The sequence below is a fragment of the Arthrobacter sp. P4_F10 genome (assembly GCF_056401435.1).
Genome location: NZ_JBFUJJ010000001.1, coordinates 38,151 through 62,169, shown reverse-complemented (window position 1 = coordinate 62,169; position 24,019 = coordinate 38,151). Strand labels below are relative to the sequence as shown.

Sequence of the window (24,019 nt, the reverse complement as noted above, 5' to 3'; positions counted from 1 at the left end):
CTGCCCATAGTCGCGGACTTGGTGCAGGCTTCCGCGGGAACCTGATCCGTGTCGACGCGGGTCATTCGTCGTCCTGCTGAGGACTCCGGCGCGTTTCCAAACGCCCCGCTCGGAACTAGACTGGACCGGACGTGGCGGCCTTCGGTACGCCGTCGAGCCCGTCCGGTGGGAGTTCAATGAGGAATCTGGTCCATCCGGCAGCTCCGTTACCGCCAGCTGGCGGGGTCAGTGCGGAGCTGCGCCAGCAGCATGCCAGCGCCGGGCATGAGGAACTGGACTCGCAGGGACTCGTTTTTCCCGGGAACCTGCAACTGCCTGGACTCAGCAGCCTGATCCAGGAGTCGTGGCGGCGTTCCGCACAGCTGCTCGCCAACCCGGACAACCCCGAGGCGCCGCTGGCCATGGACCGCGAGGAACTCGAGGAATACCGCCGCCAGCACCCGCTGGCCGCCATCATGCCCGTGATCCATAAGCTCCTGGTCCTGCCGAGCCATGACAGCGGAATGCTGGTAGCCGTGGGAGACGAGGTGGGCCGGCTGCTCTGGGTCGAAGGCGACGCCGCCCTGCAGCGCCGGGCCGAGGGCATGATGTTCGTCCCCGGTGCCGACTGGTCCGAAGCGACGGTCGGCACCAGCGCCCCCGGAACCGCGCTGGCCCTCGGCCGGGGAATCCAGATCTCCGGTGCCGAACACTACAAGCGCTCGGTTCATCCGTGGAGCTGCACGGCTGTGCCGTTCCACGATCCTGATTCCGGCGCCCTGCTGGGGGTCGTGGACATCACCGGCACAGAGTCGGCCGTGGCCCCGCATACGTTATCGCTCGTTGAGGCGACGGTCGCCGCGGCCCAGGCGCATCTGCGGGTGGAACGGCTGCAGCTGGCCGCAGCCGGGCAGTCCTCGCCGTCCCGGCGGCGGAACTCGGCGCCGAAGACGGCCGGGGCGCCGGCGGCCAACAGCCTCTACCGCAACAGCCTCCAGCTGCTCGGCCGCGACCAGGCCCTGCTCAGCATTGACGGCCGGACCGTGGCCCTGTCCGCCCGGCACAGCGAGATCCTGGCCCTGCTCAGCAGCCACCCCGCAGGGCTGAATGCCGAGGAACTCTGCGCCCTCCTGTACCCCGGGGAGGCCTTCACCATGACCCTGCGCGCGGAGATGGTGCGGCTGCGCAAGGTGCTTCAGCAGCTCCATCCCGGTGCTGTCCCGGAATCACGCCCGTACCGCCTGCCGCTGGACCTCGTCCCCGACGCCGGACAGGTGCTGGACTGCCTGCAGCGCGGCGCCCACCGGATAGCGTTGGAGATCTACCGCGGCGCCGTGCTGCCCCGCTCCGAGGCGCCCGGCGTCGTGGAGCTGCGGGCCAGGGTCTCCGCACTGATGCGCGAGGCCCTGCTGACGGACGGCAGCGCCGAATCGCTCCTGAAGTACGCCGCGCTGCCCGAGGCCAAGGACGACGTCGACGTCCGCATCGCCGCGCTGAAGCTGCTGGCGCCGCGCTCGCCCAAGCGCGCCGCCGTCGTCGCCGATCTGGAACGGCTGGACCGGGAACTGAGCGCCTGACCCGTCGCGGCAGGCAAGGACGGCGGGTGAGTGACCGGGGTCACTTGCTTGCAACCTGACTGCAACCTTTGCGCGCCTACGCTGGGTGCAACGGGGGCCGGAAGCGCCTAGCTGCCCCCCCATCTTGCACAGCAAAGGAGCTAGCAATGACTGTTTACGCCCAGCCCGGTACCGAGGGCTCGAAGGTCACCTTCAAGGACCGCTACGACAACTGGATCGGCGGCGAATGGATTGCCCCGGTCAAGGGCCAGTACTTCGAGAACATCACCCCGGTGACCGGCAAGGTGTTCTGCGAGGTGGCCCGCGGCACCGCCGAGGACATCGAACTGGCGCTGGACGCCGCCCACAAGGTTGCACCGTCCTGGGGCAAGACCTCGGTGGCCGAGCGCGCCGCGATCCTGAACAAGATCGCCGACCGGATCGATGAGAACACCGAGATGCTCGCCGTCGCCGAATCCTGGGACAACGGCAAGCCGATCCGCGAGACCCTCAACGCCGACATTCCGCTGGCCGCGGACCACTTCCGCTACTTTGCCTCTGCTGTCCGCGCCCAGGAGGGCCGGCTTTCCCAGCTCGACGACGACACCACCGCCTACCACTACCATGAGCCGCTCGGCGTCGTCGGCCAGATCATTCCCTGGAACTTCCCGATCCTCATGGCCGTCTGGAAGCTCGCCCCGGCCCTCGCCGCCGGCAACGCCGTGGTGCTGAAGCCCGCCGAGCAGACACCGTCCTCGATCCTGGTGCTGATGGAACTCATCGGCGACATCCTGCCGGCCGGCGTGCTCAACGTGGTCAACGGCTTCGGCGTCGAGGCGGGCAAGCCGCTGGCCTCCAGCCCGCGGATCCGCAAGATCGCCTTTACCGGCGAGACCACCACGGGCCGCCTGATCAGCCAGTACGCCAGCCAGAACCTGATCCCGGTCACCCTGGAACTCGGCGGCAAGAGCCCGAATATCTTCTTCAACGACGTCGCCGACACCAACGATGCCTTCTACGACAAGGCCCAGGAGGGCTTCACGCTCTTCGCCTTCAACCAGGGCGAGGTCTGCACCTGCCCGTCCCGCGCCCTGGTCCAGGACGGCATCTACGACTCGTTCATGGCCGACRCCATCGCCCGGGTGCAGAAAATCATCCAGGGCAACCCGCTGGACACCGAGACGCAGCTCGGCGCCCAGGCCTCCAACGACCAGCTGGAGAAGATCCTCTCCTACATCGACATCGGCAAGCAGGAAGGCGCCAAGCTGCTCACCGGCGGCGCCCGGGCCGAACTGTCCGGCGATCTGGCCGGCGGCTACTACGTGCAGCCCACCATTTTCGAGGGCCACAACAAGATGCGGATCTTCCAGGAGGAGATCTTCGGCCCCGTGGTGTCCGTGACGCGCTTCAGTGATTACAACGACGCCATGGGGATCGCCAACGACACCCTCTACGGCCTCGGTGCCGGTGTCTGGTCCCGCAATGGCAACGTTGCCTACCGTGCCGGCCGCGAGATCCAGGCCGGGCGCGTGTGGGTCAACAACTACCACGCCTACCCGGCCGGTGCGGCGTTTGGCGGGTACAAGTCCTCCGGCATCGGCCGCGAGAACCACTCGATGATGCTGGACCACTACCAGCAGACCAAGAACCTTCTGGTCAGCTACAACGAAAACAAGCTCGGCTTCTTCTAAGCCGCATTGACCCGGGCGGGGCGGATCGGCAGTGATCCGCCCCGCCCGTTCCATGTGCCCGCACTGGCCACCCCGCGGGCATGCAGCACCTCCCGCCACCCCACGGAGTACACCAAACCCTCAATATGCCCAAAAGAACTATGCCTAAAACTACGCAAGGATTTCGCCAATGACGACGACAATGCAAGCTGCTGTGGTAACTGAATTCGGCAAGGACCTCCAGATCCAGGACCTCCCCATTCCCGCCCCGGGCCGGGGCGAGGCGCTGGTCAAGGTCATCACCACGGGTGTCTGCCACACCGACCTCCATGCCGCGGAGGGAGACTGGCCGGTCAAGCCGTCACCGCCGTTCATTCCCGGCCACGAAGGCGTCGGCGAGGTCGTCGCCCTCGGCGAGGGCGTCACCGATCTGGCCGTCGGCGATTTGGTCGGCAACGCGTGGCTCTGGTCAGCCTGCGGCGACTGCCATTACTGCCGCAYGGGCTGGGAAACCCTGTGCGAGGCGCAGCAGAACGCCGGCTACAGCGTCGACGGTTCCTTCGGCGAATACATGCTGGTCGACACCCGCTTCGCGGCCAGGATCCCGGCCGGCTCTGACCCTGCGGAGGTGGCGCCGATTCTCTGTGCGGGAGTCACCGTATACAAAGGCCTGAAGATGACCGAGGCCAGGCCGGGCCAGTGGGTCACCATCTCCGGGATCGGCGGGCTCGGGCACATCGCTGTCCAGTACGCCGTGGCCATGGGGCTGCGGGTCGCGGCGGTGGACATGGCCGACGACAAGCTCGCCCTGGCCAAGAAGCACGGTGCAGAGCTGACCGTCAATGCCCTGCACGAGGATCCCGCCGAAGTTATCCAGCGCGAAACCGGAGGATGCCATGGAGTCCTGGTCACGGCAGTGCACCCCTCGGCGTTCGGCCAGGCCATTGGGATGGCACGGCGCGGCGGAACGATCGTGTTCAACGGGCTGCCGCCGGGGGACTTCCCGGCGCCGATTTTCGAGATTGTGCTCAAGGGGCTGACCGTGCGTGGCTCGATTGTTGGCACCCGGCAGGACCTTGAGGAAGCCCTGGAGTTCTATGCCCAGGGCAAGATCCACCCCACGGTGTCCTCCCGGGAACTCTCCGAGGTCAACGCCGTTCTTGACGAGATGAAGCACGCCAAGATCGACGGCAGAGTGGTCATCAAGTACTAATGAAGGATGGACTCTGATGCCAGCGACAAAGCTCGACGCCGCCGTGACCCTCCCCGGGGAGGACTTCTCCCGGGTGGCTCTCACCCCGGAGGCGGTGGAACTGCTGCTCAAAATGTGGGTGCAGCACGGGCCCTTAATGTTCCACCAGTCCGGCGGCTGCTGTGACGGGTCCGCGCCCATGTGCTATCCGGCGGGGGAGTTCCTGACCGGCGACTCCGACGTCCTGTTGGGCCTCTTCGACATCTCCGACGGATTGCGGCCCCAGCCACTGGAATTTTGGATGTCGCGGGAGCAGTTCAACTACTGGAGCCACACGCACCTGACAGTTGACGTCGTCCCTGGCCGGGGGAGCGGTTTCTCAGTGGAGGCGCCGGAAGGCAAGCGGTTCCTGATCCGCTCTACGCTGATGGAAAACTGGCCGGTCTGAGCCGGAACAGGGCAGCCTAAAGCGAGCGGACAAACGTGCGGGCCGTGCCGGCAACACCGGTACGGCCCGCATCCGCGTCTCACTATGTGGGACAAATCTGGCCGCCCAGTGGATGGACACTACGATGGATAGGTCTGTTTCCAAACCCAGTTACCAAGATTGCGGACTTTTCTATGAACCTTTTCCGGACAAAATCCATCGAGCAGTCCATGTCCGACGCCGATGAACCCGGACGCAGGCTGAAGCGCTCGCTCAGCACGTGGGACCTCATGATCATGGGGGTCGCGGTTGCCGTCGGCGCCGGGATCTTCTCGGTCGGCGCCAAGGCCGCCGCGAATTTCGCCGGGCCCGCCGTGACCATCTCCTTCGCTATCGCTGCCGTCACCTGCGCGCTCGCCATCATGTGCTACGCCGAATTTGCCACGGCCATCCCGGTGGCAGGCTCCGCCTATGTCTTCACGTACGCGACCATGGGGGAGATCCTTGCGTGGATCATCGGCTGGAACCTGATCCTTGAACTGTTCACGGCCGGCGCCGTGATCGCCAAATATTGGGGCATCTACCTCAGCAAGGTCTTCGCGCTCATGGGCGTGGACATCCCGCCGTCGATCTCGCTGGGCGGCGTTGACCTCTACTGGGGCGCCTTCCTGATTGTTGCCGTCTTCACCGTGCTGCTGGTCCTCGGGACCAAGCTCTCTGCCCGCGTCGGCAACATCTTCACGCTCATCAAGATCGCGGTGGTCCTGTTCGTGATCGTGGTCGGCTTCACCTATGTGAAGTTCGAGAACTACGCCCCGTTCGTCCCGGCGTCCGAACCCACCGGAGGCACCGGAACCGCCGATGTCCTCAAGCAGTCCTTCTTCGGCTTCCTGACCGGTGCGGCCCCCGCCCAGTACGGAACCCTTGGCATCTTCGCCGGCGCCGCCCTGGTCTTCTTCGCCTTCATCGGCTTCGACGTCGTCGCCACCTCCGCCGAAGAGGTCAAGAACCCGCAGAAGACGCTGCCCCGCGGCATCTTCGGCGGCCTGGCGATCGTCACGGTGCTGTACATCCTGGTGTCGCTGGCACTGACCGGCATGGTCTCCTACACGAAGCTGGCTGAGGCCAAGAACCCGACGCTCACCACCGCCTTCGAGGCCGTCGGCAATACCGACGCCGCCAAGGTCATCGCCTTCGGCTCCCTGGTGGGCCTCACCACGGTGATCATGGTGCTGCTGATGGGCCTGTCCCGCGTTGTCCTCGCCATGAGCCGCGACGGCCTGCTGCCGCGCTCCCTGTCCAAGACCAGCACCATCCGTGCGACGCCAGCCCGCCTCCAGATCATCTGCGGCGCCGGAGTGGCACTCGTTGCCGGCTTGACCAACGTGGACTTGCTGGAGGAAATGATCAATATCGGGACCCTGTCCGCCTTCGTGATGGTCAGCCTGGGCATCCTGGTGCTCCGCAAGAAGCGTCCCGACCTGAAGCCGGCCTTCCGCGTCCCGTTCGGCAAGGTGCTCCCGATCGTCTCTGCCGTCCTGTGCCTGTACCTCATGACGAACCTCGCCGTGGAAACCTGGATCTTCTTCGCGATCTGGCTGGTGATCGGTATCGCGATCTACTTCGCCTACGGCCAGCGCCATTCCCGGCTGAACGAGAAGTTCGCGGAGGCCCGCGCCTCCGTGAACGGCCCGGGCAAGGAGAGCACGGTCAACGCGGCCGGACCGTCCGCGGCGGACGACGAGGACGCGCTCACCCGCTCCTGACCGGGGAGTACCGGCTCCCGACGCATCGAAGTCGCCGGAGCCGTGCGAATTCGCTGGAAACTTCCGGCGTCTTCGCACGGTTCCGGCGACTTCGGCGTTTGGCCTGCGATCCCTAAGATGGACACATGGCCCGCCCAGCAAGACCGGAACGCAAATCAGAGTTGTTGTCGGCGATTCTCGACTACCTCATGGACAAGACGCTGGCGGAGCTGACGTTCCGCAGCCTCGCCGACGGGCTGGGCGTCAGCAGCTACGTCCTGGTGTACCACTTCGGCCACCGTGAACAGCTGATCAACGAGATCATCCGCGGCATCGAATCCCGGCTGGACAGCATCCGCGCCACCGACGTCAGGGACATCGACAGGGACGCGTGGCGGGCCTTCCTCCTGGAATCCTGGCAGTGGACCATGGCGCAGCGCAACCGGCACCTGGCCCGGCTTGAATTCGAGGCGACAGCGCAGGACGTTGTGGCGGCGGTACCGCGCGGCACCGCCCAGGAACACTTCCGGATGCTGCACGCGAAGGCCCGGGACTGGCTCATCATCCAGGGCATCGAGCCGGAGTTCGCGGAAACCGACGCCCGCCTGTTCACCGCCGCGTTCTATGGGCTCCAGTTCGATTTCGTCGTCAACAACCAGCCCGAGGAAGCCACAAAGGCCTTTGAGCTGATGATGCTGGTCTTCTTCAACAACCTCGACCGGCGCCTGGCCACCGACGGCCAGCACATCTGAGCTGAGCCTCAGGGAGCGGCGTAGCGGCCCTCCCACTCCACGAGCGGGCGCAAATCCTCCCAGCGCCGCGCCACTTCCTCCACCGCCCCGGGTCCGGCAAGCCAGCCGGGCTGGCCCACGTTGACCCCGGCCGTGAGGGATTTGTGCTTGAGCAGCTCCGCCCGCGGATGGTCCTTCTCGAAGCCCCGCGGCACGGTCTTCAGGCGTTCGCCCTCCACCGCGAACCCCGCTGCCTCGACCTTGCGCACGATCTCCCGCAGGGCCTCGCCGCTGGCGGGATCATCCACGGCGCCGCGGAAGCGTGCCAGTTGGGCCGGGGTGTGGGTGTGGCAGCCGCCGCCGATCAGGAGGCCGTCGGCGCTGAGCTGGATGTAGAAGCCCACTCCTTCGTCCAGCGCCGCGAAGGCCCCCTGCGCGGTCTTGTAGGGCGATTTGTCCGGCGAGAACCGGACGTCCCGGTTGGGGCGAAAGAGCTTGGCCGGGCCGAAGCGCGGCTCCAGCTCGGCCAGCAGCTGGGTCAGCGGACCTTTCACCGCGGCGTCGTAGACAGGCTTGTGCTCCAGCCACCAGTCCCGGTTGTTGTTCTGTTCAAGATCGGCGTAGAACCGGAAGGCGTCGTCCGGAATGCCTGCGAATGCGGTCATGCCCAAATCCTACGGAGCCGCGGTGCACGGTGGCGAGGGGCCCGCGCACGCATGTGGATAACGCAGAACGCCCCGCCACGGAGGTCCGTGGCGGGGCGTTCTGTTGGCCCAAACGGCCTCCCGTTGAGCCGGCCCTCAAAGCGGCCGGCCTTCAAGTGGCCGTCGACGCAGCTATCAGACCTTGTTGGCGGCCTCGGCGTCGGACTCAACCTGGCCGGCGCCGAGGTTGGCGCGCAGCTTGGCGCCAAAATCGGCGTCGACATTGGTCCAGTACGCGATGGCGCGTTCCTTGATGCTGGCGTTCTTGACGCCGCTGACGGCGCCGGTCACGGTCTCCAGCAGGCGGGCCTTCTCGCCGTCGTTGTACACCTCGCGGTACAGCGTGCCGGCCTGGCCGAAGTCGCTGTCCTCGGCGTGCAGGGAGTGCGCGGAGAGCGTGAGCTCGCCGTCGTTCTCCCAGCCGCCGCCCGCAACGCCAAGCTCAACCGCAGCCGGGCCGCCCACGGAGTTCGGTGCGTACACCGGAACGGACGGAGCGTTGAAGTGGTACCGTCCGGCGCCGTCCTGGCTGTAGTTGTTGACCTGGTTCTGGGGCGCGTTCACCGGGAGCTGGGCGTGGTTGGTGCCGACGCGGTAGCGGTGCGCATCCGCGTAGGAGAAGATGCGGGCCTGCAGCATCTTGTCCGGGGAAGCGGCGATGCCGGGCACGAAGTTCGACGGCGCGAAGGTTGCCTGCTCGATCTGCGCGAAGTAGTTCTCCGGGTTCTTGTTAAGCTCCATGGTGCCGACCTTGATCAGCGGGTAGTCCGCGTGCGGCCACACCTTGGTCAGGTCGAACGGGTTGAAGCGGTAGGTCTTGGCGTCCTCGTACGGCATGACCTGGACGTGCAGGTCCCAGGACGGGAAGTTGCCGGCGGCAATGTTTTCCTGGAGGTCGCGGATGTAGAAGTCGCCGTCAGCGCCGGCCAGGGCCTCGGCCTCGTCGCCGGACATGGACTTGACGCCCTGGTTGGACTTGAAGTGGTACTTCACCCAGAACCGCTCGCCCTCGGCGTTGATCCACTGGTAGGTGTGCGAGCCGTAGCCCTGCATTTCACGCCAGGAAGCCGGCAGGCCGCGGTCGCCCATGAGCCACGTGACCTGGTGGGCGGACTCGGGGGAGAGGGTCCAGAAGTCCCACTGCATGTCGGCGTCGCGCAGGTGGGTGCCCGGGAGGCGCTTCTGGGAGTGGATGAAGTCCGGGAACTTGATGCCGTCGCGGATGAAGAACACCGGAGTGTTGTTGCCGACGAGGTCGTAGTTGCCCTCGGTGGTGTAGAACTTCACGGCGAAACCGCGGGGGTCGCGCCAGGTGTCGGGGGAGCCTGCCTCGCCGGCAACGGAGGAGAAGCGGATGAGCATGTCCGTCTCCGTGCCGGGCTGGAACAGGGCGGCCTTGGTGTACTTCGAGACGTCCTCGGTGGTCTTGAAGCTACCGAAGGCGCCGCCGCCCTTGGCGTGCACAACACGCTCCGGGACCCGCTCGCGGTTGAACTGCGCGAGCTTCTCGATCAGGTAGTGATCGGTCAGGATGATCGCGCCGTCGGCGCCGACGGACTTGGAGTGGGCGTCGGAAGTGACGGGAGCGCCGGACTGTGTTGTGGACACGGCGGGCGCAGAGATGATCTCGGTCATCGTTCTCCTTTGGTTGGGTTTCTTAGTTTCGGTCGGAGGGAAGCTGTTGGGTGCGCTGGCAGTCCTGGCAGATGCCCTGGTACAGCACGTCCGCGATCTGGATGGTCATCGGCTTGGCGTCCGCGCCCCAGTGCGGGGTCAGGCAGGGCGCGTGGCCCACGGCGCATTCGACGTCCTCCACGCGGCCGCAACTGATGCACACGGCGTGGTGGTGGTTATCTCCCACCCGCGTCTCGTACAGCGCGGGGGAGTGCGGGGGCTCGAAACGGCGCAGCATGTGCAGATCGGTGAGATCGCCCAGGACCACATAGACGGACTGCGCGGTCAGGTCCGGCAATTCCTGCCGGGCTGCGGCAAGGATCGCCTCCGCCGGCGAATGCGGGTGGTGTTCGACGGCGGCCAGCACGGCCAGGCGCTGCTTGGTCACCCGGCGGCCGTGGGCACGCAGGGCGGCTGCCCATGCGTCGTGGGTGCCCGAGGAAACCGTCATACCCCCATTCAAGCACTTATTATGACTGCCTCACAATAAGGCGGGACTAACTTTTCCGGCCGCGTCACAGTGCGCTCGCTGCCCGCCGCTAGAGTTGCCCGGTGGAGAATCTTCTGGCGGACATCACCCCCGTGCGCGAAAGTCCCGCGTTCCGCCGTCTGTGGCTGGGCTCGGCCGTTTCCGCACTGGGCAGCCAGCTGACGCTGGTGGCCGTCAGCCTCGAGGTTTACCGGCTGACCCAGGACAGCCTCTACGTGGGGCTGCTGAGCATCTTCGCCCTCGTGCCGCTGGTGTTCGGCGGCCTCCTGGGCGGCTCGATCGCCGACGCCCACGACCGCCGCACCGTGGCCCTGCTGGCTTCATCCGTCCTCTGGGTGAGCACCGCCGCGCTGGCCCTCCAGGCGTGGCTGCAGGTGGGCAACGTGTGGCTGTTGTACGCGATCGTGGCAGTGCAAAGCGGTGCCCAGGCCATCAACCAGCCGGCCCGCAGCGCCATCATCCCGGTGCTGGTGCGCAAGGAGCTGCTGCCGGCCGCCAATGCCCTGAACATGATGAGCTTCGGCCTGACGATGACGGCCGGCCCGCTGCTGGCCGGGGTGCTCGTGGCGTGGGTCGGGTTCGGCTGGACGTACACGATCGACGTCGTCACCTTCGCGTTTGCGTTCTGGGCGCTTTTGAAGCTGCCCCCAATGCCGCCCGGAAAGCATGCCAGGCCGGCCGGGCTGCGTTCCGTGGTGGAGGGATTCCGTTTCCTTGGCACCCGGCCCAACCTCCGCATGACATTCGTGATCGACCTCGTCGCCATGATCTTTGCCCAGCCCCGGGCGCTGCTGCCCGCCATCGGTGCCGTGATGATCGGCGGCGGCGAGGCCACGGTGGGGATCCTGTTGGCCTCGATGGCAGTGGGGGCGTTCCTGGCCGGTCTGTTCTCCGGCCCGTTGGGCGGCGTCCGCCGGCAGGGGGCCGCCGTCGTATGGTCCGTGATGGGCTGGGGCGCCTCGGTGGCGGCCTTCGGCCTGGTGGTGGTCCTCGCAGATCATTCCGGAGACGACGGCGTGACGGTGTGGCTGCTGCCCGCCGCCCTGTGCTGCGCACTGGCCGGGATCGCGGATTCCGTCAGCGCCGTCTTCCGCACCACCATCTTGCAGGCCTCCACCCCGGACCACCTGCGCGGGCGGCTGCAGGGCGTGTTTGTGGTGGTGGTGGCCGGCGGACCCCGGATCGGGGACATGCTGGCGGGCGGCGCGACTAAACTTTTGAACGAGGGATGGGTCCTGCTGCTCGGCGGCGTGATGTGCATTGCGGTCGCCTGGACGCTGGCCCACCTGCAGTCCGGATTCCTGCGGTACGACGCACGGAACCCGGTGCCGTAGCGGTTCGTTTTTCTTGGTAGTTCATTGAAGTACCGGGCATCAGCCTGCAGTGCAGGGCATCAGGAGGAGCAGTGCACCAGCATCACAACGGACTTAAAACCGCGGCACTCTTCGGGGTTCTGTGGGCGGTGCTGCTTGGCCTCGGGGCGTTCATCGCCGCCGGCACGCGCAGTGCCGCGCCGATCTGGATCATGGCCCTGATCGGCGTCGCCACCACGGCCTACGGGTACTGGAACAGTGACAAGTTGGCCATCCGTGCCATGCAGGCCTATCCGGTCACGGAGGCCGAGGCGCCGCAGCTGTACCAGATCGTCCGGGAATTGTCCGGCCGGGCCAACCAGCCGATGCCGCGGATCTACGTCTCGCCCACCATGGCGCCGAATGCCTTCGCCACCGGCCGGAATCCGCAGACCGCGGCGGTGTGCTGCACGGAGGGCATCCTGAGGCTGCTGGACGCCCGTGAGCTGCGCGGCGTCCTGGGCCATGAACTGATGCACGTCTACAACCGGGACATCCTGACGGCGTCGGTGGCCGCCGCCGTCGCCGGCGTCATCACCTCGGTGGCGCAGATGATGCTGCTGTTCGGCGGCGGGGACCGCCGCAACGCGAACCCGTTCGCTGCGATCGCGATGGCGCTGCTGGCCCCGTTCGCCGCGTCCCTGATCCAGATGGCCATCTCGCGGACGCGGGAGTACGACGCCGATGAGGACGGATCGGCGCTGACCGGAGATCCGCTGGCGCTCGCCTCCGCCCTGCGCAAGATCGAGCAGGGTGTGCAGTTGGCGCCGCTGCCGCAGGACCAGCGGCTGGTCAACGCCTCCCACATGATGATCGCCAACCCGTTCCGCGGCGGCGGCGTGGCCAAGATGTTCTCCACCCACCCGCCGATGGCCGAGCGGATCGGCCGGCTGGAGCGGATGGCCGGCCGCCCGCTCAGCTAGTTGGTTAGCTGCGGGTCTGGCGACGTGCAAATTCGCCGGCGACGCGCGAAGTGTCTGGCGACGCGCGAATAGTTTCGTGACATGCAAAAGGGCCCGCGACACCGGAATACCGGTGTCGCGGGCCTTTTTGCGCGTCGTGAGGAAACTTGCGCCGCGGACGGGCCGCTAGCTGCGGAAGTTGACGAACTGCAGGTCGGCCTCGTCGAAGCCCTTGAGCAGGTTCATGGTCTCCTGGAGGTCATCGCGGGACTTCGACGTCACCCGGAGCTCGTCGCCCTGGATCTGCGACTTGACGGACTTAGGGGCCTCGTCCCGGATCAGCTTGTTGATCTTCTTGGCGAGGTCCTGGGCGATGCCCTCCTTGATGGAGGCCTCGAGCCGGAATTCCTTGCCGGAGGCGTAGGGCTCGCCGGTGTCGAGGGACTTGAGCGAGATGCCGCGGCGGATGAGCTTGGATTGCAGCACGTCGAGCACCGCCAGCACCCGCTCCTCTGAGTTTGCCTTCATCAGGATCTTCTCGCCACTGAAATCAACCTCAGCGCCGACGCCCTTGAAGTCGTAGCGCTGGGCAATTTCCTTTTGTGCCTGGTTCAGCGCGTTGGCGACTTCCTGCTTGTCTACCTTGCTGACGACGTCGAACGTGGATTCGCCTGCCATGACTTTCCTCCTGATGGTTAGCCGGGTGCCTGATGTGAGGCCGGGATGTCTGCATTCCAGCCTAGTACGGATGCCCACGTTCTGGAGGGCGGCCGGGCGGGACTACTTTCACAGTCCGCTCATAGCTCAATCACGGCGGGAACGAAGCCAGGCTCGGAAGAGTTGCAAGGGTTGGAACTGCTGCTGAAAGGCAAGAACATGCACCATAAGGCCGTCCGTTACGTCACCCGCACTACCGCCGCCGCTGCCAGCACGCTGGCCGTGACGGCGACCTCCGTTGCCGCCGCCGCACTGGCGGCTTCCATCATTCTGAGTCCGRCCCCCGATGCGTCAGCCCGTCTGGACGGTGTCCACACGGACCTGGCCCGCGCCGTCGAGCTGAACCAGGTCACCGAAGAGCAGGCGGCACGATTCGAGGCACGGCTGGCCGGACGCATTCTCGGAGAGGCCTGAATTTCCGGGCATTTCGGCCCATTTTTGGCCCTTTTTTGGCCGATGGGTGCGCCGATTCGATTCTTCGGCGGAAGTTCTGTAAAGTTGTCTTGCCCGCGGGTGCTGGAAGCGGAACGGACTGGAAACAGACGTTCCGGGACTGGAAACCGCGAGTGATCTTCTTTTGAAGTTCGGCAGATTACCCGAGCGGCCAAAGGGGGCTGACTGTAAATCAGCTGGCAACGCCTACGGGGGTTCGAATCCCTCATCTGCCACCCTTGGAAAAGCCTCCGGAACCATTTGGTTTCGGAGGCTTTTTCTTTGCCTTCGGCTTTCGGGGCCCACCCAAGTTCGGGCCCGCCCGCGAAAGTCCGCGGCTCAGTCGAGCGGCGGATTTGGGATGGTTACAGTTGTGCCTGCGGGCGGAATCCATTCGCCGCCGTTCAGCAGGTTCAGATTGGCTATCCGCAGCGCATAGAGCGGGACGCCGTAGCGGCTCGCGATGCCAGCGGGCGTGTCTCCTGCATTCGCCGTATACAGGAGCCGCCCTTGCCCGTCCTGGCCGGTCACGCTTCCGCTGGCCCCAAGCTGCGGCACGTCCACGCCTCTGAGGTCGATGACCTCTCCCTCGGCAACGGATACCGGTTCGTTGAAGCTCCTGAGGATCTCGGGAGTCATCCGGAAGTGGGCGGCGATTCCTTCCCAGGTGTCGCCGTCGACAGCCGTGTAGCGCATCGGCTGGAAGTACCCGTTCATTTCGGTCGTTCCCTGCAGGCCCACGGGCGCCGCGGGCGATGCAGGAGCAGCGGCCGTCGGAGACGTTCCGGCGGCAGCGGCCGCCGGGGTTCCGCCCGCCGCATCCGTGCCGGATTCGCAGGCTGTCAGCAGGGCAACGAGAACCGCGGCCAGAAGAACTGCGGCGGCGGGCCGAACGCGGTTTGCACTGTAACCGAGACTCACCCTGGGTGTCCTGTCGCTCGGGGCCTCCCCCCGAGGCCCGTTGGTGCAATTATTCCATACGTTTTATGAAACCCGCTTCCCTCGGGACGGCCCCCGCGCGTTCGGTATAGTGCCGGTCATGGACGACAAAGCGATCTTGCACACATATCTGCGCACCCGGCGCGCAGACCTCCTCGGGAAGCTCGAAGGCCTCAGCGAGTACGACGCGCGCCGGCCCCTCACGCCGACCGGAACCAGCCTGCTGGGACTGGTCAAGCACGTGGCCAGCGTCGAACTGGGCTACTTTGGCGAGGTCTTCGGCCGTCCCAGCGACCTGGAACTGCCATGGTTCGCCGACGACGCGGAGCCGGACGCCGACATGTGGGCAGCCCACGGCGAGACACGGGAGCAGATCACGGAGCTGCACCGGCTCTCGGCCGCCCACAGCGACGCCACCATCGATGAACTCCCGCTGGACGCGCCCGGCGTCGTGCCCTGGTGGCCGGATGAGCGCAAGCACGTGACACTGCAGCAGATCCTCGTGCACATGTGCGTGGAGACCGCCCACCACCTCGGACACGCCGACATCCTGCGCGAGCTCATCGACGGCAGGGCCGGGCAGCGCCCGGGGGATCCCAACCTTTCAGTGCGCACGCCCGAGGAGTGGGCCGTTCACCGGGCCCGCATCGAGGCGGCGGCCGTCGCCGCTGAAGCAGGGGTGCCCGGCCGGTAGCACAGGCCGGCAACACTCCATTGTTCTGCGAGCAAAATCTCAGTTTTCGGCGCGGAGCCAACATGGGGTAGTCCAGTCCGCGGTTGAAGAAGAAGGAGCTTTCGTGAAGTCGTTTGCCTGTGGTGAGGTGGTTCCCGGTTGCGAAGCCCGGTCGGTGGCCACCGCGGACAGCTAACCGTCCGCCGGGTCGGGATCGCCTGTCTGCCCTTCCAGAAGCTGTTCGGTGGCGGGATCCGGCACGCCGTCGAAGTAGCGGTCCGAGACGTCGCGGAACACGGACTCGCCGGGGGCTGCAAGCCGGAACAGCGTCATGGACGAGTGCAGCTTCCGCGCGTCGATGCTGCCAAAAATCTGCACCGCGGACCGGCCATCAACGGAAGCCACGGCGGCGGCAACCTCTCGCAGACGGGGGCCAAGGACGTCGTGCCGGATGTAGGCCCGGGCCTCGTCGAGGGAGGAGATGGCATATCTGCGGGCGGTTTCGCTGTGGCCCAGGCCTGCGAGCTGGGGGAACACGAACCACATCCAGTGGCTCCGCTTCATGCCCGACTTCAGCTCCGCCAAGGCCTGTCGGTACGTCCCGCCGGAGTCCTGCGCAGTCACGAACCGTTCAAGATCGTAAGGGTCTTCCATTCTCGCTAGGCTACGTCGCCGGGGCGCGCCGGAACAGCCTGGTCACCGGGGTCCTCGACAGGACCAAAGTCGGCCCGGGCTTCTAAGCGGACCAGACCCATCACTACTCCCCGGCCACTACTCCCCATAAGGGGGTGGCGGTACGATCAACATCGAGAGTCATTGGCGCACCTCAGAGTTGGCCGGAGCTGCAGGCGTCCGGATCCGGGCGCCACTCTCGGGCCGGGCCGGAGGGCGGGATGCAGGACGCATATGGGCTATATACCCCAACCACGCTGGTGGAAGTCGGGCTGCTGCTGGCGACATTTGTCCTCTGCTCCCTGATCGGCACCGAGCGGCAGGTCCGGCAAAAGGTCGCCGGCTACCGCACCCACGTCCTGGTCGGCTTGGGCTCTTGCACCTTCACCCTTATCTCGGCCTACGGCTTCGTCTACGCCCTGGCGCCTGGGGCCACCATGGACCCGTCCCGTATTGCGGCCCAAATCGTCAGCGGCATCGGCTTTCTCGGCGCCGGGGTGATTTTCAAGGGACGGAACGTTGTCCGCGGCCTGACGACGGCCGCCAGCATTTGGGTTTCTGCCGCCGTCGGCATGGCGTGCGGGGCCGGAATGCTGTCCCTAGCTGCTGCACTGACCGTTTTCCACCTCATCACGTTGTACGTCGTCTCTCCCTTAATCCGGAAGATCCCGACCCCGGACGCCCACCGGGTCCTGCACCTGGGCTATGCCGACAACCAGGGCGTGCTGCGGCAAGTGTTGGAGATCGCCACCAATATGGGATTCAGCTCGTCAATCCTGAGCACCAATAAGGCGGGCGATGAACAAAAGCCGCTCGTCCTCATGGACATCCGCTTCCATGGTCATCTTCCGCTGCGGGAACTCGTCCCCTACCTCCTGGATGTGCCCGGCGTGCAGAGTGTGACCGTTCGCGGCGTCGACCCGAACGAGGACGACGATGATGCCAGCGCCTGAGGACCCGCAGCGGGACCCCCGGGTTGACGCGTTCATCGCGGCACTGCCGGACTGGCAGCAGGATATCTGCGCTCAGGTGCGTGAACTTGTCCATGCCGCCGACCCGGCGGTCGAAGAGACCATCAAGCGCACCACGCAGCCCTACTTCGTCCTGGACGGCAACATTTGCGCCCTGCTCGCGGCCAAGGACCACGTCAACGTCTTCCTGTACGACGGCGGGATCGTTCCGGACCCGGAGGGCATCATCACCGGCGGGCACGAGAACAAGAGCGCGCGCACCGTCGCTTTCAGCCAGGGGGAAGCCATCCCCGGGCAGGCCCTCACTGCGATGTTCCGGCAGATCATCGCGGACAACCGGGCCGGCGGCTGGCGAAAACTCAAGCCGGGCAGATGAAGCAGGATGACCATTCTCGAACTGCCGGGCACGCTGATTGAAGCCGTTCGGGATGACCGTTAGAGTCTGCGGATGACCGAGCACAGCATCCCCCTGACGGAGACTGTACGCGTGCGCGTGCTGCGCAGGCCCGACGCCGGCCCGCTGGCCGACGCCTACCTGCGGAACCGGGAGCACCTGGCGCCCTGGGAGCCGGTGCGGTCCGAGGACTTCTTCACTGTCAACGGACAGGCCGCCAGCATTGAATCCAAGCTCGGGTTGTTCATCGCGGGATCGGACGTGCCATGGGTTCTCGTGGATGGTTCCCGCATCATCGGGGTGATTAACCTCAGCGGGATTGTCCGGGGGCCGTTCCTCAGTGCCCACCTCGGCTACTGGGTGGACAAGGACATGACCGGGCGGGGTCTTGGCTCGGCCGCGCTGGAGTTCGCCGTCCAAACCGCGCGGAACGAGCTCGGCCTGCACCGGCTGCAGGCCGCCACGCTCCCGCACAACTCCCCGTCGCAGCGGATCCTGAAGCGGGCCGGCTTTGAGGAGATCGGGTTGGCCCCCCGGTACCTTCAGATTGCCGGTTCCTGGCAGGACCACGTCCTGTTCCAACGGATCCTGTTCTGATGGCGGCTGTTCCGGATGCAGCTGTTCCGATGGCACCGGCGGACTTCGGTGCCCTGCATCATGTTGAACTCTGGGTGCCTGACCTGCAACGGGCCAGGGACCAGTGGGGCTGGCTGCTGGGCCGGCTGGGCTACGAGGCCTACCAGGACTGGGCGCACGGGTGCAGCTGGCGCCGCGGGCCAACGTATATCGTCGTCGAGCAGTCCCCGGACCTGAGCGGAACCATGCACCAGCGCACCGCGCCGGGCCTGAACCATCTGGCGTTCAGCGCCGGGACGCGGGAACATGTGGACGCCATGACGGGTGAGAGCCACAGCCACGGCTGGGCCGAGTTATTTCCGGAGAAATATCCGCACGCCGGCGGTCCCGGCCACTTCGCCGCCTACCTCGTGAATACGGACGGCTACGAAGTGGAGCTGATCGCGGCGGACTGACCGCTTCGGTGCCCTACGGATTGCTTGGCGGAGGTGCCTGTTCAGCCTTGAGTTCCTCGCCGTGGGCGATGATCGCGTAGATGATCAGCACGTCGACGGCGATGACGATGACGGACCACCACGGCTGCTGCGGAATAAGCATCAACTGAACGACCGCGCTGACGCCCGCAAGGATGACCGCAACGATCCGAGCCCACGCTGCACCCGAGAAGAGCGCGACGGCGGTGAGGATCAGACCCGCACCGATTGCCACATTCCACCAGCCCCACCCCTTCGCGTCGAAGAGGAACAGCGTGCCGGGGGTCGACAAATAGTAGGTGTCGGGTCCGGTGAGCGCGACTAGGCCTTGAAGGCCGCTGAAAACGCCGTTGATGATCAGAATGACTCCGGCGAAACGGACCCAACCGGTCCAGCCGGTCGCAGTGACAGGGTGATGGGCAGTACTCATAGTGTCGACCGCTTTCCGTTGAATGCTCTGTCGTCGGCCTCATGGTCGGCGCAGTCGTGTGGTGAAGCTAGTACCGATTCCGATTATGTTCCTCGCAGTCCGGGCCGGTCAATCGTTCAGGTCGTCGGAGCCGCCCCGGCGGTCGGCTCCGTTCTGTCCGCGCACCGACGGAATCCGGCGATGCCGCCCGCCTCGCCCCGATCCGCAGGGTGGGCCGCGAGCAAGTGCGGTGTCGGCCGAGGCTGGTTCAGATGCGCCTGGCCCATCGCGATTGCCCCGGATCCGGGTACCTTGAAGCCATGACCATCTTGCTCGTCGGCGGCGGCCCCGACACCGTGACCACTCCTGCCGTTTTCGACCGGTTCGTCAAGGAAGTCCGGCACCGGGCGCCTGGCAGGGTTCCTCGCATTGCCGTGGTTCTCTTTGACCACGAGGGCAGTTCGGAATACTTTTTGCCCGCCTATCTGAAGCCGCTGGAATCCCGAGTCGTCTGCGAGGTGCTCCCGGTCCTTCTCCACTTCAACGAGGAGGCGGATCCTGCCGCGTTTGACGACGTCGACGGGATCGTCGTCGGGGGCGGCCCGACGCCGGGATACCTGGATGGCCTGCGGCCGTCCGCGGAGGCCATCCGTCGAATGGTCTCGGAGGGCGTGCCGTATATGGGGTTCTCCGCCGGGGCGATGGTGGCGCCAGCGCGGGCGATTGTCGGCGGCTACCGAATCCGGGGCACAGAAATCTGCCCGGTCGAATGGTCTGAGGGACTCGAGGAACTGGAAATCCGCGACGGACTTGGACTGGTGCCTTTCGCGGTCGACGTCCACGCCGCGCAGGCCGGAACTCTAAGCCGGGCGGTTGGCGCGGTGGCGAAAGGCCTCGTGGACCGTGCGGCGGCCGTGGATGAGAACACTGCCCTGGTCCTACACCACAGGGACCTGGAATCGTTGGAGGTAATCGGCGCTGGGAACTGCTGGACGATTCGCGGTGTTGGCACCAAGGCCACAGTCTCGGTCCTGACCGCGCAACATTAGGCCCGGAGCCCGCCCCTTGGCACGTTTGTTACTCACGGGTAACATTGAGTCATGCACCTCCTATTCCGGACCCTCCTGCTGCTGTTCACGTCCTCGCGCCGCTCACCCCTGAGCATCTGGGGCAACTCCTCGCTGCCGCTGCGGGTCCTGCCCACGGATATCGACATCGCCATGCACGTCAACAACGGCATGTACTTCTCGCTCATGGACCTCGGGCGCTTCGATCTCATGGCCCGCAGCGGAACCTGGAAAAAGATGCGCCGCAGGGGCTGGACCCCGGTGGCGGCGGGGGAGACCATCGCCTTCCGCCGTTCGCTGCAGCTCTGGCAGAAATACACCATCGAATCCAGGATCATCGGCCTCGACTCGAAGGCCATCTACTTCGAGCAGCGGATGGTGGTGGACGGCGAGGTTTACGCGCGCGCCTACATCGCCACCCGGCTTCTCAGTAAGGGCAAACCCGTCAGCCAGGAGGAAATCATCCGCGAATTCGGCGCTCCGCCGGCGGATCTGGAGCTGCCCGAGTGGATCCACGAATGGCGTGAAACCAACGCCCTGCCCGGCGCCAGGCGTCCGGCCCCGCACGCCTGGGCGTAGCATCCGGGCCGGCCTGCCCGGATGTGCCAACAGCGAAATGCCGGGGACAATCCATGCCGGCTCCCGTACCGTTGACTCATGGCTACCGTAGACATCACAGGTGAACAGTTCGCATCGACAGTCGAGGATAACGACATTGTCCTCGTCGATTTCTGGGCCGAATGGTGCGGCCCGTGCAAGCAGTTTGGCCCCACATACTCAGCGATCTCCGAGAAGCACCCGGACGTCGTCTTCTCCAAGGTCGACACTGAAGCCGAGCAGCAGCTCGCTGCCGAGGCCGGCATCACGTCGATCCCCACGCTGATGGCCTTCCGCGAAAAGGTCCTGGTGTTCTCGCAGCCTGGCGCCCTGAACGCGCAGCAGCTCGAGCAGGTGGTCGACGCCGTCAAGGCCCTGGACATGGAAGAAGTCCACGCCCACGTGGCCCGTTCGCAGGCAGAGGCCGCCGCCGCGGCGACCAACCAGGACGGGACCCAGATTCCGGAGTCCTGACCCCCGGCTTAATTCCTCGGCTAAAAGCAATGCGGGGCCACTCCGCGCCCATGGATCCTTCAAGGATGGGCGCGGAGTGACCCCGCATTTTGGCGTTGTTGAGGGGCGGGTGCCTAGAGCATTTCCAGCTTGACCGGCTCGGCCAGCAGCGCGCTGAGGGACTCGTTCAGGTCCTGGACGGCCGTGCCCTTGGAGTGCTTGTCCAGGTCCGCCTGGCTGGCCCACCGTTCGGTCAGCACGAGCTTGTCCTCGCTGGCCTCGGTGAGCTCATACCGGATACAGCCGGGCTCGTTGACCACCTCGTCAATCGCGATTTCCAAGGCGAGCTTCACGCGGAAGAATTCGCCGTCGTTGGGAATGAAAATGGCCTGAAGATCAACGGGTGCACTCATGGCAATTACCCTACCGGGCCGCCGCGCCGGCACTGGAAGATGACCCAAGATTTCATAGGACTTCCAAGCTTTGCTCTTCTTTTGCCTCCGGTCAGTTGGTAGCGTCTCATCATGCTTGCTTACACAGCCGGGGACACTGACGTTCCGCTGCTCGAGGACACCATTGGCGCGAATTTCGAACGGATTGCGGCGCGGTTCCCGTACCACGACGCCCTGATCGAGGCGGCCGCGGTGCCCGGCGAAGAGGCCCGGCGGTGGAGCTATTCCAAGTTGAACGACGACGTCGACCGCCTGGCTCGTGCGCTCCTCGCCCTGGGCGTAGGTAAAGGCGAGCGGATTGGCATCTGGAGCCCCAACTGCGCCGAATGGACCATCCTGCAGTACGCCACCGCGAAGATCGGGGCGATCCTGGTCAACGTCAACCCCGCCTACCGCAGCCACGAGCTCGAGTTCGTGGTCAAGCAGAACAGCATGCGGATGCTGGTCTCCGCGCCGTCGGATCGGAACAGCGGCTACACCGGGATGGCGCGGCAGGCGCTGGCGGCGTGCCCGGACCTGCGCGAGCTGGTCTTCCTCCCGGATGCCGGCCTGGCCGGGCTGACTGCGGGCGAACCCGAAAACGACGCGGAGCGCACGTACGCCGAGCTGCTCAAGCGGGCTGACGACGTCGGGCATTCCGCCCTGAAGGCGCGCATGGCGGAACTGGACCCGCACGATCCCATCAACCTGCAGTACACCTCGGGCACCACCGGTTTCCCGAAGGGCGCCACACTGACGCACCGCAACATCCTCAACAACGGCTACTCGATCGGCGAGCAGCTGGGCTACACGGAACACGACCGCGTAGTGATCCCGGTGCCCTTCTATCACTGCTTCGGCATGGTGATCGGCAACCTGGCGGCCCTCAGCCACGGCGCCGCCACCATCATCCCCGGCCGGGCGTTCACGCCGGCCTCGGCGCTGGAGGCCGTGCAGGACTTCGGCGGAACCTCGCTGTACGGGGTGCCGACCATGTTCATCGCCGAGCTCGCCCTGCCGGAGTTCGCCTCCTACGACCTCGCGACACTGCGCACGGGCGTGATGGCCGGATCGCTGTGCCCGATCGAGGTGATGAACCGGGTCATTACCGAAATGAACATGACAGACGTCGCCATTTGCTACGGCATGACGGAGACCTCGCCGGTGTCCACAATGACGCGGAGCGTGGACACCATGGCCCAGCGGACCGAGACCGTGGGCCGGACCATGCCGAACCTGGAGAGCCGGATTGTGGACCCGGTGACGGGAGAAGTGCTGGAGCGCGGCGGGATCGGTGAACTCTGCACGCGCGGCTACGCCGTGATGCGGGGGTACTGGAACCAGCCGGACAAGACGGCCGAGGCGATCGACGCCGACGGCTGGATGCATACCGGGGACCTCGCCCGGATGGACGCGGACGGCTGCATCGTGATTGAAGGCCGGATCAAGGACATGGTGATCCGTGGCGGTGAGAACATCTATCCGCGCGAAATCGAGGAATTCCTCTACACCCACCCGGACATCCAGGACGTGCAGGTGATCGGCGTCCCGGACGCCAAGTACGGCGAGGAACTGATGGCCTGCGTCATCCTGAAGCCCGGGGCCGCTCCGATGGACGCCGCCAGCCTGGCCGAGTTCTGCCGCGGCAAGCTCGCGCACTACAAGATTCCGCGCTACGTGGACGTCCGCGAGAGCTTCCCGATGACCGTCTCCGGCAAGATCCGCAAGGTGGACATGCGCCAGGAGGCCGCGGCCCGGCTGGGCCTCTGACAGCAACGCGGGGTGGGGGTCAGTGGCCGCGGTGGTCCTGGATGGTCATGCGCGGGCCGAAGGTCGGTTTCCGGAAGCCGCTCAGTCCGATCATCCGGACCACACGCTGCCGGTGCCCTGCCCAAGGGGCCAACAGCCTGAGCATGCCGGCGTCGTCCGTGCGTCGGCCGGTCAGGGCGGCGCCCACGTAGGCCGCGAGGTGGTAATCGCCCACCGCGATCGAATCCGGGCAGCCGTGCGTGCGCTGCACCACCTCCGCCGCCGTCCACACCCCGATTCCGGGAAGGGTCTGCAGCTTGGCCCCTGCCTCCGCAGCGGGCAGCGCGGCGAGCCGTTCAAGCGCGACGGCGGAACGCAGCGCCCGCATGATGGTTGCCGAACGCTGCGGGCCCACGCCGGCCTTGTGCCATTCCCAGGACGGAATGTGCAGCCACTGCGCGGCCGTCGGCTGGACCAGCAGATTGGCGGGAGCCACCGTGCCGGCACCCGGTGCCGCCGTCCCGTAGCGGTACATCAGGTAGCGGTAGCCGCGGCGGGCCTCGATGACCGTGACCTTCTGCTCCAGGATGGTCGGCACCAGTGAGTCGATCATCCGGCCGGTTGCAGGCAGCCGGATCGCGAGGTTCCGGCGTCGGGCTTCAACCACCATGCGCGGGAGCGTGGCGTGGAACGCGGGCTCGTCGAAGCCGGACCAGTCGTCCTCGCTCCCGAGCATGCGCGGAACGGAGGCGACGGCGTCCACCGCTCCGGGGCCCCAGGCCTGCGCGTCCACTGCCGGGTCCGCCCGCGGCCCGGCGGTTGCCAGGCGCAGCGTGGCCGGACCGTGCGGGGTGGTGAACGCGAGCCAGACCCCGTCCGGGGCGGTGCGGATGGACGGGTCGCCGTGGCCGCGCAGGAGCGTGCCGATGGTTTGCATCAAGTCGAACGGGCTGCCCGGGCGCCACCGCAGTGAGGCGTCCGCCGCGGCGGCAATGCCTGCGGGGACGTCTGCAACGGTCATTCGAACATGTTCCCATGTCCCCC

At 66.2% G+C, this 24,019-nt stretch carries 27 protein-coding genes and 1 tRNA gene; 19 read left to right on the top strand and 9 right to left on the bottom strand.

Going from position 1 to position 24,019, the window contains the following annotated elements; all coding sequences use genetic code 11:
• The first annotated feature begins 176 nt into the window (after positions 1-176).
• The 6 genes from AC1DR1_RS00320 to AC1DR1_RS00295 all read left to right on the top strand — a co-directional run bounded on the left by AC1DR1_RS00320 (position 177) and on the right by AC1DR1_RS00295 (position 7,321).
• Positions 177-1,556, top strand: coding sequence for a GAF domain-containing protein (locus AC1DR1_RS00320; RefSeq protein WP_476991977.1), 1,380 nt, complete (start codon positions 177-179; stop codon positions 1,554-1,556).
• A gap of 146 nt (positions 1,557-1,702) precedes the next feature.
• Positions 1,703-3,226, top strand: coding sequence for an acetaldehyde dehydrogenase ExaC (exaC, locus tag AC1DR1_RS00315; RefSeq protein WP_476991976.1), 1,524 nt, complete (start codon positions 1,703-1,705; stop codon positions 3,224-3,226).
• Positions 3,227-3,395: 169 nt separating this feature from the next.
• Complete coding sequence (gene adhP / locus AC1DR1_RS00310) at positions 3,396-4,418, top strand: alcohol dehydrogenase AdhP (RefSeq protein WP_476991975.1); 1,023 nt, start codon at positions 3,396-3,398, stop codon at positions 4,416-4,418.
• A gap of 16 nt (positions 4,419-4,434) precedes the next feature.
• Positions 4,435-4,845 carry a DUF779 domain-containing protein gene (locus AC1DR1_RS00305; RefSeq protein WP_476991974.1) on the top strand — a complete coding sequence of 137 codons (411 nt, stop codon included), beginning with the start codon at positions 4,435-4,437 and terminating at the stop codon, positions 4,843-4,845.
• Between the two features lie 173 nt (positions 4,846-5,018).
• Positions 5,019-6,590 carry an amino acid permease gene (locus AC1DR1_RS00300; RefSeq protein WP_476991973.1) on the top strand — a complete coding sequence of 524 codons (1,572 nt, stop codon included), beginning with the start codon at positions 5,019-5,021 and terminating at the stop codon, positions 6,588-6,590.
• A 125-nt stretch (positions 6,591-6,715) separates the two neighbouring features.
• Positions 6,716-7,321, top strand: coding sequence for a TetR/AcrR family transcriptional regulator (locus AC1DR1_RS00295; protein ID WP_476966188.1), 606 nt, complete (start codon positions 6,716-6,718; stop codon positions 7,319-7,321).
• Positions 7,322-7,329: 8 nt separating this feature from the next.
• Here the strand turns inward: AC1DR1_RS00295 and AC1DR1_RS00290 are convergent, their stop codons facing one another.
• The 3 genes from AC1DR1_RS00290 to AC1DR1_RS00280 all read right to left on the bottom strand — a co-directional run bounded on the left by AC1DR1_RS00290 (position 7,330) and on the right by AC1DR1_RS00280 (position 10,129).
• Entirely contained in the window at positions 7,330-7,965 is a 636-nt protein-coding gene (locus AC1DR1_RS00290; RefSeq protein WP_229992446.1) for a DUF2461 domain-containing protein, read from the bottom strand.
• Positions 7,966-8,139: 174 nt separating this feature from the next.
• Positions 8,140-9,639, bottom strand: a complete 1,500-nt coding sequence (locus AC1DR1_RS00285; RefSeq protein WP_476991972.1) for a catalase — start codon at positions 9,637-9,639, stop codon at positions 8,140-8,142.
• Positions 9,640-9,661: 22 nt separating this feature from the next.
• Positions 9,662-10,129 (bottom strand): Fur family transcriptional regulator, encoded by a 468-nt coding sequence (locus tag AC1DR1_RS00280; protein WP_229992448.1) that lies wholly within the window; start codon positions 10,127-10,129, stop codon positions 9,662-9,664.
• 101 nt (positions 10,130-10,230) lie between these two features.
• On the opposite strand from AC1DR1_RS00280, the gene AC1DR1_RS00275 reads away from it, so the two are divergent.
• Together AC1DR1_RS00275 and htpX are read left to right on the top strand one after the other, a co-directional pair.
• Positions 10,231-11,502: an MFS transporter gene (locus AC1DR1_RS00275; RefSeq protein ID WP_229992450.1), complete on the top strand. Its 1,272-nt coding sequence runs from the start codon at positions 10,231-10,233 to the stop codon at positions 11,500-11,502.
• A 71-nt stretch (positions 11,503-11,573) separates the two neighbouring features.
• The gene (htpX, locus tag AC1DR1_RS00270; protein ID WP_364745380.1) at positions 11,574-12,443 is read left to right on the top strand and encodes a zinc metalloprotease HtpX; all 870 of its coding nucleotides are present in this window, start codon (positions 11,574-11,576) and stop codon (positions 12,441-12,443) included.
• 165 nt (positions 12,444-12,608) lie between these two features.
• On the opposite strand, the gene AC1DR1_RS00265 is transcribed toward htpX, so the two are convergent.
• On the bottom strand, positions 12,609-13,100 hold the full coding sequence (locus tag AC1DR1_RS00265) for a YajQ family cyclic di-GMP-binding protein (RefSeq protein ID WP_018773569.1): 492 nt from the start codon (positions 13,098-13,100) through the stop codon (positions 12,609-12,611).
• Between the two features lie 198 nt (positions 13,101-13,298).
• Here AC1DR1_RS00265 and AC1DR1_RS00260 point away from each other — a divergent pair, with 198 nt between their 5' ends.
• Both AC1DR1_RS00260 and AC1DR1_RS00255 read left to right on the top strand, forming a co-directional pair.
• Positions 13,299-13,553: a hypothetical protein gene (locus AC1DR1_RS00260; RefSeq protein WP_476991971.1), complete on the top strand. Its 255-nt coding sequence runs from the start codon at positions 13,299-13,301 to the stop codon at positions 13,551-13,553.
• A gap of 172 nt (positions 13,554-13,725) precedes the next feature.
• Positions 13,726-13,807 (top strand) — tRNA-Tyr (locus AC1DR1_RS00255).
• Between the two features lie 103 nt (positions 13,808-13,910).
• Here the strand turns inward: AC1DR1_RS00255 and AC1DR1_RS00250 are convergent.
• A complete protein-coding gene (locus AC1DR1_RS00250) occupies positions 13,911-14,492 on the bottom strand; it encodes a LysM domain-containing protein (RefSeq protein WP_364745384.1) in 582 nt (193 codons plus the stop codon).
• Between the two features lie 118 nt (positions 14,493-14,610).
• Here AC1DR1_RS00250 and AC1DR1_RS00245 point away from each other — a divergent pair, with 118 nt between their 5' ends.
• On the top strand, positions 14,611-15,204 hold the full coding sequence (locus tag AC1DR1_RS00245; RefSeq protein WP_364745386.1) for a DinB family protein: 594 nt from the start codon (positions 14,611-14,613) through the stop codon (positions 15,202-15,204).
• 171 nt (positions 15,205-15,375) lie between these two features.
• Here the strand turns inward: AC1DR1_RS00245 and AC1DR1_RS00240 are convergent, their stop codons facing one another.
• Positions 15,376-15,837 (bottom strand): DUF1810 domain-containing protein, encoded by a 462-nt coding sequence (locus AC1DR1_RS00240; protein ID WP_364745388.1) that lies wholly within the window; start codon positions 15,835-15,837, stop codon positions 15,376-15,378.
• A 239-nt stretch (positions 15,838-16,076) separates the two neighbouring features.
• Between AC1DR1_RS00240 and AC1DR1_RS00235 the strand changes: the two genes are divergently transcribed.
• The 4 genes from AC1DR1_RS00235 to AC1DR1_RS00220 all read left to right on the top strand — a co-directional run bounded on the left by AC1DR1_RS00235 (position 16,077) and on the right by AC1DR1_RS00220 (position 18,251).
• Positions 16,077-16,808 carry an MgtC/SapB family protein gene (locus AC1DR1_RS00235; protein ID WP_229992457.1) on the top strand — a complete coding sequence of 244 codons (732 nt, stop codon included), beginning with the start codon at positions 16,077-16,079 and terminating at the stop codon, positions 16,806-16,808.
• Positions 16,792-17,202, top strand: a complete 411-nt coding sequence (locus AC1DR1_RS00230; RefSeq protein WP_364745390.1) for a DUF1801 domain-containing protein — start codon at positions 16,792-16,794, stop codon at positions 17,200-17,202. The genes AC1DR1_RS00235 and AC1DR1_RS00230 overlap by 17 nt, the downstream gene beginning before the upstream one ends.
• 72 nt (positions 17,203-17,274) lie before the next feature.
• Positions 17,275-17,817 carry a GNAT family N-acetyltransferase gene (locus AC1DR1_RS00225; protein ID WP_364745392.1) on the top strand — a complete coding sequence of 181 codons (543 nt, stop codon included), beginning with the start codon at positions 17,275-17,277 and terminating at the stop codon, positions 17,815-17,817.
• 29 nt (positions 17,818-17,846) lie between these two features.
• Positions 17,847-18,251 carry a VOC family protein gene (locus AC1DR1_RS00220; RefSeq protein ID WP_476966277.1) on the top strand — a complete coding sequence of 135 codons (405 nt, stop codon included), beginning with the start codon at positions 17,847-17,849 and terminating at the stop codon, positions 18,249-18,251.
• Positions 18,252-18,264: 13 nt separating this feature from the next.
• On the opposite strand, the gene AC1DR1_RS00215 is transcribed toward AC1DR1_RS00220, so the two are convergent.
• Positions 18,265-18,699, bottom strand: coding sequence for a DUF7144 family membrane protein (locus AC1DR1_RS00215; protein ID WP_229992462.1), 435 nt, complete (start codon positions 18,697-18,699; stop codon positions 18,265-18,267).
• 299 nt (positions 18,700-18,998) lie between these two features.
• On the opposite strand from AC1DR1_RS00215, the gene AC1DR1_RS00210 reads away from it, so the two are divergent.
• From AC1DR1_RS00210 to trxA, 3 genes are all read left to right on the top strand, one after another.
• Positions 18,999-19,727, top strand: coding sequence for a Type 1 glutamine amidotransferase-like domain-containing protein (locus AC1DR1_RS00210; RefSeq protein WP_476991970.1), 729 nt, complete (start codon positions 18,999-19,001; stop codon positions 19,725-19,727).
• A 51-nt stretch (positions 19,728-19,778) separates the two neighbouring features.
• Positions 19,779-20,324 (top strand): acyl-CoA thioesterase, encoded by a 546-nt coding sequence (locus AC1DR1_RS00205; protein WP_229992464.1) that lies wholly within the window; start codon positions 19,779-19,781, stop codon positions 20,322-20,324.
• 78 nt (positions 20,325-20,402) lie between these two features.
• Positions 20,403-20,816, top strand: coding sequence for a thioredoxin (gene trxA / locus AC1DR1_RS00200; RefSeq protein ID WP_476991969.1), 414 nt, complete (start codon positions 20,403-20,405; stop codon positions 20,814-20,816).
• Between the two features lie 113 nt (positions 20,817-20,929).
• Here the strand turns inward: trxA and AC1DR1_RS00195 are convergent, their stop codons facing one another.
• Positions 20,930-21,208, bottom strand: a complete 279-nt coding sequence (locus AC1DR1_RS00195) for a putative quinol monooxygenase (RefSeq protein ID WP_364745399.1) — start codon at positions 21,206-21,208, stop codon at positions 20,930-20,932.
• Between the two features lie 111 nt (positions 21,209-21,319).
• Between AC1DR1_RS00195 and AC1DR1_RS00190 the strand changes: the two genes are divergently transcribed.
• Positions 21,320-22,996 (top strand): AMP-binding protein, encoded by a 1,677-nt coding sequence (locus AC1DR1_RS00190; protein WP_476991968.1) that lies wholly within the window; start codon positions 21,320-21,322, stop codon positions 22,994-22,996.
• Between the two features lie 19 nt (positions 22,997-23,015).
• Here the strand turns inward: AC1DR1_RS00190 and AC1DR1_RS00185 are convergent, their stop codons facing one another.
• Positions 23,016-23,996, bottom strand: coding sequence for a DNA-3-methyladenine glycosylase family protein (locus AC1DR1_RS00185; RefSeq protein WP_476991967.1), 981 nt, complete (start codon positions 23,994-23,996; stop codon positions 23,016-23,018).
• Positions 23,997-24,019: the final 23 nt, after the last annotated feature.

Bases quoted from the DNA above. Each gene is read 5' to 3' on its own strand.
- AC1DR1_RS00320 (WP_476991977.1), top strand. From the start codon at position 177: ATGAGGAATCTGGTCCATCCGGCAGCTCCGTTACCGCCAGCTGGCGGG.
- AC1DR1_RS00305 (WP_476991974.1), top strand. From the start codon at position 4,435: ATGCCAGCGACAAAGCTCGACGCCGCCGTGACCCTCCCCGGGGAGGAC.
- AC1DR1_RS00300 (WP_476991973.1), top strand. From the start codon at position 5,019: ATGAACCTTTTCCGGACAAAATCCATCGAGCAGTCCATGTCCGACGCC.
- AC1DR1_RS00295 (WP_476966188.1), top strand. From the start codon at position 6,716: ATGGCCCGCCCAGCAAGACCGGAACGCAAATCAGAGTTGTTGTCGGCG.
- AC1DR1_RS00290 (WP_229992446.1), bottom strand. From the start codon at position 7,965: ATGACCGCATTCGCAGGCATTCCGGACGACGCCTTCCGGTTCTACGCC.
- AC1DR1_RS00285 (WP_476991972.1), bottom strand. From the start codon at position 9,639: ATGACCGAGATCATCTCTGCGCCCGCCGTGTCCACAACACAGTCCGGC.
- AC1DR1_RS00280 (WP_229992448.1), bottom strand. From the start codon at position 10,129: ATGACGGTTTCCTCGGGCACCCACGACGCATGGGCAGCCGCCCTGCGT.
- AC1DR1_RS00265 (WP_018773569.1), bottom strand. From the start codon at position 13,100: ATGGCAGGCGAATCCACGTTCGACGTCGTCAGCAAGGTAGACAAGCAG.
- AC1DR1_RS00245 (WP_364745386.1), top strand. From the start codon at position 14,611: ATGGACGACAAAGCGATCTTGCACACATATCTGCGCACCCGGCGCGCA.
- AC1DR1_RS00240 (WP_364745388.1), bottom strand. From the start codon at position 15,837: ATGGAAGACCCTTACGATCTTGAACGGTTCGTGACTGCGCAGGACTCC.
- AC1DR1_RS00235 (WP_229992457.1), top strand. From the start codon at position 16,077: ATGCAGGACGCATATGGGCTATATACCCCAACCACGCTGGTGGAAGTC.
- AC1DR1_RS00230 (WP_364745390.1), top strand. From the start codon at position 16,792: ATGATGCCAGCGCCTGAGGACCCGCAGCGGGACCCCCGGGTTGACGCG.
- AC1DR1_RS00225 (WP_364745392.1), top strand. From the start codon at position 17,275: ATGACCGAGCACAGCATCCCCCTGACGGAGACTGTACGCGTGCGCGTG.
- AC1DR1_RS00220 (WP_476966277.1), top strand. From the start codon at position 17,847: ATGGCACCGGCGGACTTCGGTGCCCTGCATCATGTTGAACTCTGGGTG.
- AC1DR1_RS00215 (WP_229992462.1), bottom strand. From the start codon at position 18,699: ATGAGTACTGCCCATCACCCTGTCACTGCGACCGGCTGGACCGGTTGG.
- AC1DR1_RS00210 (WP_476991970.1), top strand. From the start codon at position 18,999: ATGACCATCTTGCTCGTCGGCGGCGGCCCCGACACCGTGACCACTCCT.
- AC1DR1_RS00205 (WP_229992464.1), top strand. From the start codon at position 19,779: ATGCACCTCCTATTCCGGACCCTCCTGCTGCTGTTCACGTCCTCGCGC.
- trxA (WP_476991969.1), top strand. From the start codon at position 20,403: ATGGCTACCGTAGACATCACAGGTGAACAGTTCGCATCGACAGTCGAG.
- AC1DR1_RS00195 (WP_364745399.1), bottom strand. From the start codon at position 21,208: ATGAGTGCACCCGTTGATCTTCAGGCCATTTTCATTCCCAACGACGGC.
- AC1DR1_RS00190 (WP_476991968.1), top strand. From the start codon at position 21,320: ATGCTTGCTTACACAGCCGGGGACACTGACGTTCCGCTGCTCGAGGAC.
- AC1DR1_RS00185 (WP_476991967.1), bottom strand. From the start codon at position 23,996: ATGACCGTTGCAGACGTCCCCGCAGGCATTGCCGCCGCGGCGGACGCC.